The following is a 6,908-nucleotide window of genomic DNA, read 5'->3' as shown; positions in this document are numbered from 1 at the left end:
CTCCCGGACGGCCCCCTCCTGGGAGAGGACTCGTCCTACCGCGAAAACACCCCGACCAGCTCAATATGGGGCGACCACAGGAACTGGTCCACCGGCAAGACCCGGTCCAGGCGGAAGCCGGCGTCGACCAGAAGCTTCGCGTCGCGGGCGAAGGTGGCCGGATTGCACGAGACGCCGACGACACGGGCGACCTTGGACTGGGCGATCTCGACGTGCTGCTCATAGGCGCCGGCCCGGGGAGGGTCGAGCACGGCGACATCGACCTTTTTCAATTCGGTCGACAGCATCGGCCGGCGGGTCAGGTCCCGGGCCTCGGCGGTGATCGCCTTCAGGCCGGTGGCCGTGGCCGATTTCCGCCAGACGGAAGGTGAAGGTGCCCACGCCGCTGAACAGATCGACGATCCGCGACGCGCCCTGGGCCGCCTCGATCGCGAAATCGACCATGGCCTTCTCGGCCTGGGGCACGGCCTGAAGGAAGCTGCCGGCAGGCAGGGAGACGATCGCCGGACCCAGCTTCACCATCGGCTGGCGGGCCATGTAGATCATCTCGCCGGCCATGGTGACCCGGGCGAAGTCATGCTCGCCGGCGATCGTCGCGGCGCGGACCCGGGCGTCGGCCGACAGGCCGCCGCTCTTGGCCTCGACGCCGGTGATGTCGATGTCCAGGCCCGTGGCGGTCAGGGTGACGTGCAGGGTCGGGGCCGACTTGGGGTGTTCCAGGAACGGCGCGGCCAGGCGGGCCAGGGCCGGGAAGGCCGCGACCAGCTTGGGATGGGTGACCGGGCATTCCTCGATCTTCACCAGGTTCCACGAGCGGCGCTCCTTGAAGCCCAGCCGCGCCCCGCCCTTGCCGCCCCGAGCGTGCAGGGCGACGCGGCGGCGCGAGGCCGGCGGCGAGGCGAAGGTCGGCAGGATCTCGGTCTCCAGCCCCTCGCGGGCCAGTTGGAACTGGATCTGCTCTCGCTTCCACTCCAGATACGGCTTGGCGTCCCAGTTCTGGAAAGCGCATCCGCCGCACACCCCGAAATGCGGGCACGGGGGGATCACGCGGTCGGGGCTGGGCTCCAGAACCTCGATCAGTTCGCCGCGGTTGCCGGCCATCTCGGCGGTGATCAGCTCGCCGGGCAGGGTCAGGGGGACGAAAGAGCCCTCGGCGATGCCGTCGCCCTGGGCGCCGACCGCCTGGATCCTGAATTCACGCATAAAGAGTCCAATTCGCCTGGCGGAACCTTCACCGGGCCCGGCCATTTCTGTGATGATTTTCGGGGGCGCAGCGCCCGCCATGCCCGCGCCACGATCGGCGCAGACAAGATTTCGGACGCTCATAGCGTATTCCGAGCGAATACGCGTGAACGAAGATGAACGGGTCGCTCAACAGCCGTTCATCAAAGGCTTGGCAGTTTGGGTCGGTAAGGCGGGTCGCGGTGAATCTCCGGACCCGGTCGGAGGAGTTTTCCATGATGTTCAAGACCGTTCTCGGCCTCGCCGCCGCGGCCACGCTCGCCGGCGCGCTGGCGCCGACGATGGCCTCGGCCCAGGCCTATGGCGCCTATGGCAACGCGGGCGCCTATGCCGGCGGCAATGGCTATGACAGCAACGGCTACTACTACGATCCTTGCCGCCGCAGCACGACGCAGCGCGGCACGGGCGGCGGTCTGGCCGGGGCCGGCATCGGCGCGGCGATCGGCAGCGGCGTGGCCGCCAAGGGCGCCCGCACCGAAGGCGCCGTGCTCGGCGGCCTGCTGGGCGCGATCGCCGGTTCGGCCATCGGCCGCAACTCGGCCGCCTGCGCGCCGGGCGCCAACCCGCCTCCTCCGCCTCCCCCGCCGGCCTACAATCAAGGCGCCTACAACGAGCCCGCCGACCGCGGGTACGAGGATCGCGGCTATGCGCCTCGCTACGAGGACAGCCGCTATGGCGACCGTCGCGACGGCTACACCTACGAGTCCGAGCGCTCCTACAGCGTGACCGACAGCAACAGAGCTGCCGGCGGGGCCGACGCCAACGGCTGCACCCTGGCCGAAAGCCCGATCTACCTGCCCGACGGTCGCACCCAGAAGCGCTTCGTGCGCGTCTGCCCTGACTCTTCGGGCCGCTACCAGGTCGTCGACTAAACGATCCGATTTCTCATTCGATCATCTTGGGGCCGCCGGCGTTCGCGCCGGCGGCCTTTTTCTTGGCTAGTCCTTGGTGGCCCAGAGCAGGTGCTCGACCTGGCCGTCGCCGCCGGTGATCGGGCTGGGCGCCACGCCCTTGACCGTCCAGCCGGACGCCTCGACGAAAGCCGAGACAGAGGCGATGCAGTCGGCGATGATCTGCGGATCCTTGACCAGGCCGCCCTTTCCCACCCGCTCGCGGCCGGCCTCGAACTGCGGCTTGATCAGGCTGACCAGATCCGCGCCCGGCTCCGCCAGATCCAGAGCCACGGGCAGGCACTTCTCCACCGAGATGAAGCTGACGTCGCTGACCACCAGGCTGGGCGTCTCGTCGAGGTGACCTTCGTCCAGCACCCGGGCGTCCACGCCCGAAAGGTCGACCACGCGCGGATCGGCGACGATGCGCGGATGCAACTGCTCGCGGCCGACGTCGACGGCGTAGACCTTGGCCGCGCCCTTGGACAGCAACACCTCGGTGAAGCCGCCGGTCGAGGCCCCGACGTCCAGCGCGACCTTGCCCTCGACCGCGATCGGCCACAGCTCCAGGGCATGGGCCAGCTTCAGGGCGCCTCGCCCCACCCACGGGAAGGCGGCCACGCCTTCCAGCACGGCGGTCTGCTCAAGCTCTTGCGACGGCTTGGTCACGACCTTGCCGTCGGCCTTTACGGCCCCGGCTTCGATGGCGGCGCGGGCCTTGGCCCGGCTGTCGAACAGGCCGGTCTCGACCAGCAGAATGTCGGCGCGTTTGCGTTTCATCGGCGGGCTTTAGCACGACTTGCGGAGACGGCGCCCTTCGGTTCACAGTGAACACTGATCACCGACGCGCTCCAGACGTCGGATCCAAGAGGGGGAAACTCATGATGTCCAGACGTCAGGGCCTGGTGGCCGGGGCCGCCACGATCGCCGCCGCCGCCGTTTCCGAGGCCTCGGCCAAGCCGGCCGCCGCCACATCCGCCCCCTGGACGCCCGACGCCGTCGAGATCGCCGGCCGCATCCGCCGCAAGGAAGTCAGCGCGCTGGAGGTGACGGAAAAGGCCGTGCGCGACGCCGAGGCGCTGCAGCCCAAGCTGGGCTTCCTGGTCACCCCCGACTTCGACCGCGCGATCGACAAGGCCAAGCGCCTCGACGCAGGCGCCGCTCCGCCGGCTGGCCCTTTCGCGGGCGTGCCGTTCCTGGTCAAGGACCTGGACGATTATGTCGGCCTGCCCACCTTCAGCGGCTCGCGCGCCATGCTGCGCAACCCGCCGGCCAAGACCCAGGAGCCCTACACCGACTGCTTCGACAAGGCCGGGCTGATCGTCATCGGCAAGTCGTCGACGCCGGAATACGGCTTCCTGCCGACCACCGAGCCGGTCGGTTTCCCGCCGACCCGCAACCCCTGGAACCCGGCTCATTCCAGCGGCGGCTCGTCTGGCGGCGCCGCGTCGGCGACCGCGGCCGGGGTCGTGGCCTTCGCCCACGCCAGCGACGGCGGCGGCTCGATCCGCATTCCGGCGTCCAATTGCGGCCTGTTCGGCCTGAAGCCGTCCCGCGGCCGGATGGTCCTGGGCCGTCCGCCCCAGCGCGGGGTCGACCTGTCGGTCTATCACTGCGTCAGCCACAGCGTCCGCGACAGCGCCACCCTGCTGGCCGCGACCGAGCGCCATGGGACCGATGCGGTCCTGGCCCCGGTCGGCCTGATCTCGGGTCCCGACAAGCGGCGGCTGCGGGTCGGCCTGGTGGTCGAGACCATGCTCGGCGCCCAGCCCCACCCGGAGGTGCGCGCCGCCACCGAAAACGCCGGCAAGCTGATGGAATCGCTGGGCCACACGGTCGAGACGACGAAGTGGCCGGTGGACGGCGCCGCTTACGCCCAGGACTTTCTCGCGCTGTGGGCCAGCGGAGCGGCTGAGTTGGTCGACGCCGTCGGCAAGGCCATCGGCAAACGGCCGGACGACAGCTTGCTGGAGCCGTTCACCCTGGCCATGGCGGAGCTGGTCGGCCAGATGCCGCCCGACGGCCTGCGCAAGGCCGTGGCCAATCTGAACGCGGCGGGCCAGGCCTATGATCGCTGGTTCGACCGCTACGACGTGATCGTCTCGCCGGTCCTGGGCTTGCCGCCCGCCCCGCTGGGCTGGGTGGCGGGGACGGTCGACATCCCCCACCTGACCGAGCGCCTCAACGCCTATGTCGGCTACACCACCCTGCACAACGTGGCCGGGGCGGCGTCGATGAGCGTGCCGCTGCACTGGACCGCCGACGGCCTGCCGGTGGGCGTGCAGTTCGCCGGGCGAGTCGGGGCCGAGACGACGCTGCTGGCGCTGGCCTACGAGCTGGAGACGGCGCAGCCGTGGGCTTGGCGGAAACCGCCGGTCAGCGCCTAAACCGGCCTAGCTCAGCGACACGCGGCTCCGTTCCTGGCGCGCACATCCTCGAGGATGTCGCGCACCAGGTCGAAGTCGATGGCGGCGGGCTTGCGGTAGCGGATGCAGCCCTTGCCGCAATCGACGCCCGCCAGCCGGTCGGCGAACCGCGCCACCGCCGTCGCGCCCGCATAGAAGGCGACGTACTGCTTCTGATTGTTAAAGGCGATCACCGGCGCGCCGGGCGGGCCGTAAGCGGGCATGCCATAGCTCATGCCCTCGTCCAAGCCGGTCAACGCCTCACGACACAGCTGGCGCAACCGTTCAAGGGCCGGCCGACGGTCCTCGGGGACCTCGGCCATGAAGGCGTCGACGCTCAAAGCTTTCGACTGGACCATCGCCGCCTCCAGGCCTGGAGGGCTCGCCTACCCTTCGACGAACACCTTCTTCAGTTCGTTCTTCATGATCTTGCCATTGGCGTTGCGGGGCAAGGTCTCGGGCCAGAAGACCACCTTCACCGGCACCTTGAAGGCGGCCAGGCGATCGGCGACGAAGGCGCGGAGTTCGGCTTCCGTAGCCTCGGCGCCGGGTTTCAGCGTCACGACGGCGGCCGGCTCTTCGCCAAGAGTCTTGTGCTCGATGCCCACCAGGGCCGCGTCCATCACCGCGGGATGGTCGTAGAGGACGTTCTCGACCTCGATGCAGTAGATGTTCTCGCCGCCTCGGATCAGCATGTCCTTGGCCCGGTCGATGATGTAGCAGAAGCCCTCTTCGTCCAGACGCGCCAGGTCGCCGGTGCGCACCCAGCCGTCAACGAAGGTCTGGGCGGTGGCTTCGGGCTTGTTCCAATAGCCCTTCACCACCTGCGGCCCCTTGCACCACAGCTCGCCGACCTCGCCGATCGCCAGTTCGCGGTAGGGCGCCTCGACGGTCATGATCTTCAGGTCGGTGACCGGCACGGGCGGGCCGCAGCTGTCGGGACGGTTCTCGTAGTCCTCGCCCGAGTTGCTGGTGGCGGTGGCCGAGGTCTCGGTCATGCCCCATCCGTTGCCGGGCGACGACTTGGGCCACAGTTCCTTGATCTTGCGCACCAATTCCGGGGCCGAGGGCGCGCCGCCATAGGCGACGGTCTCCAGCGACGACAGGTCGTAGTTCGGACGGCTGGGATGCTCGATGATCTGCCAGGCGATGGTCGGCACGCCGCCCATCTGGGTCAGCTTCTCGTCCTGGATCAGTTGCATGGCCTTTTCCGGATCCCACTTGCGGATCATGGCCAGCTTGGCGCCCGCGAACAGCGAGGGGTTCATCACCGCGAAACAGCCGGTGGCGTGGAAGAACGGCACCGAGATCAGCGAGCCTTTCTGCGGCAGGCTGGGATCGGGCTGGGGCGGCGCCTCGCCGCGACGCAGGAAGCTGCGGGCGCCGGCGGCGGCGGCGGCGAAGATGTTGCTGTTGACGTTGCGATGGGTGCCCAGGGCCCCCTTCGGCTTTCCGGTCGTGCCCGAGGTGTAGAAGATCGTCGCGTCGTCCTCGGGGCCCAGCTCGACGGTCGAAAGCGGCTTCTCGTCCAGCTTGATCCAGTCGTTGGGGCAGCCGATCACCTTCTCCATCCGGCGCACGTACGGATGAGCGATCTCTTCCTTGCTGCGGCTGACATAGACGGTCTTCAGCGCGGGGCAGTTGTCGAAGTGCTCGGCCAGGCGCTCATAGCGCTYGACGTCCATCACCGCCACCGAGGCCCCGCTGTCGACCAGGCCGTATTCCAGCTCCTGGCCGGTCCACCAGGCGTTCAGCGGCGTCATGATCGCGCCGAGCGTGAGGCCCGCATAGAAGGCCACCGGCCATTCCGGCAGGTTGCGCATGATGATGGCGACCCGGTCGCCCTTCTTGACGCCGGCCGATTCCAATTCGGCGGCGAACACCGTCACGGCGCGGTAGAAGGCCTCGAAGCTGACCCGCTCGTCCTCGTGGACCATGTAAATCTTGTCGCCGTGGGTGCGGCCCACAAGCAGGGTGTCGCGCAGGGTCGGCGGGCAGTTTTTCCAGACCCGGGTCGGCACGCCCCGGACGTCGATCTCCTCCATCTCGCCGGGCGAACCGGCGGCGGTGATCATGGCGTAGGCCTGCCGAACCGACATGGCGGGCCAGGGGATGGTCGAGGGGTTGGGCGTGGGCGCGGCCTGGGTCATCGTTACTCTCCCGGTTTGTGGTCGCGCTTCGCTGGCCGAGCACGTTTCCCTAGGGAGAAAGCACAGGCCGAGGCGGGATGCAAACGTCTGTTCGAAACGTAAGGGAACAATGATTACTTAGAGGGGTGGGCTGGGCGATAGAGCCAGTGGCTCACGCACTTGCCCCCACCTGGCGACTGCGTCGCCTGTCCGCCCCCATAGGGGCGGAGGCTGGGTGTGCG

5 protein-coding genes and 1 pseudogene are annotated in these 6,908 nt (G+C 68.8%); 2 read left to right on the top strand and 4 right to left on the bottom strand.

The window, feature by feature from the left end:
- Window positions 1-35: 35 nt before the first annotated feature.
- Window positions 36-1,203: pseudogene (locus tag AC1DZ6_RS16295) on the bottom strand (class I SAM-dependent RNA methyltransferase).
- 254 nt (window positions 1,204-1,457) lie between these two features.
- On the opposite strand from AC1DZ6_RS16295, the gene AC1DZ6_RS16290 reads away from it, so the two are divergent.
- Window positions 1,458-2,114 (top strand): hypothetical protein, encoded by a 657-nt coding sequence (locus AC1DZ6_RS16290; protein WP_477098196.1) that lies wholly within the window; start codon window positions 1,458-1,460, stop codon window positions 2,112-2,114.
- A gap of 66 nt (window positions 2,115-2,180) precedes the next feature.
- Here the strand turns inward: AC1DZ6_RS16290 and AC1DZ6_RS16285 are convergent, their stop codons facing one another.
- Complete coding sequence (locus AC1DZ6_RS16285) at window positions 2,181-2,912, bottom strand: TlyA family RNA methyltransferase (protein ID WP_477098195.1); 732 nt, start codon at window positions 2,910-2,912, stop codon at window positions 2,181-2,183.
- Between the two features lie 101 nt (window positions 2,913-3,013).
- Here AC1DZ6_RS16285 and AC1DZ6_RS16280 point away from each other — a divergent pair, with 101 nt between their 5' ends.
- Window positions 3,014-4,519 carry an amidase family protein gene (locus tag AC1DZ6_RS16280; protein ID WP_477098194.1) on the top strand — a complete coding sequence of 502 codons (1,506 nt, stop codon included), beginning with the start codon at window positions 3,014-3,016 and terminating at the stop codon, window positions 4,517-4,519.
- Between the two features lie 11 nt (window positions 4,520-4,530).
- Here AC1DZ6_RS16280 and AC1DZ6_RS16275 read toward each other — a convergent pair whose 3' ends face one another.
- Both AC1DZ6_RS16275 and AC1DZ6_RS16270 read right to left on the bottom strand, forming a co-directional pair.
- The gene (locus AC1DZ6_RS16275) at window positions 4,531-4,896 is read right to left on the bottom strand and encodes an iron chaperone (RefSeq protein WP_477098193.1); all 366 of its coding nucleotides are present in this window, start codon (window positions 4,894-4,896) and stop codon (window positions 4,531-4,533) included.
- A 27-nt stretch (window positions 4,897-4,923) separates the two neighbouring features.
- On the bottom strand, window positions 4,924-6,687 hold the full coding sequence (locus tag AC1DZ6_RS16270) for a class I adenylate-forming enzyme family protein (RefSeq protein WP_477098192.1): 1,764 nt from the start codon (window positions 6,685-6,687) through the stop codon (window positions 4,924-4,926).
- Window positions 6,688-6,908 lie beyond the last annotated feature (221 nt).

Source organism: Caulobacter sp. P1_B12_2, from assembly GCF_056406675.1.
Note: the sequence above shows the minus strand (reverse complement) of the source record. Positions and strands in the feature narration are given on the sequence as shown.

Coding starts and splice junctions, on each gene's coding strand:
- AC1DZ6_RS16290 (WP_477098196.1), top strand. CDS start 1,458: ATGATGTTCAAGACCGTTCTCGGCCTCGCCGCCGCGGCCACGCTCGCC.
- AC1DZ6_RS16280 (WP_477098194.1), top strand. CDS start 3,014: ATGATGTCCAGACGTCAGGGCCTGGTGGCCGGGGCCGCCACGATCGCC.
- AC1DZ6_RS16275 (WP_477098193.1), bottom strand. CDS start 4,896: ATGGTCCAGTCGAAAGCTTTGAGCGTCGACGCCTTCATGGCCGAGGTC.
- AC1DZ6_RS16285 (WP_477098195.1), bottom strand. CDS start 2,912: ATGAAACGCAAACGCGCCGACATTCTGCTGGTCGAGACCGGCCTGTTC.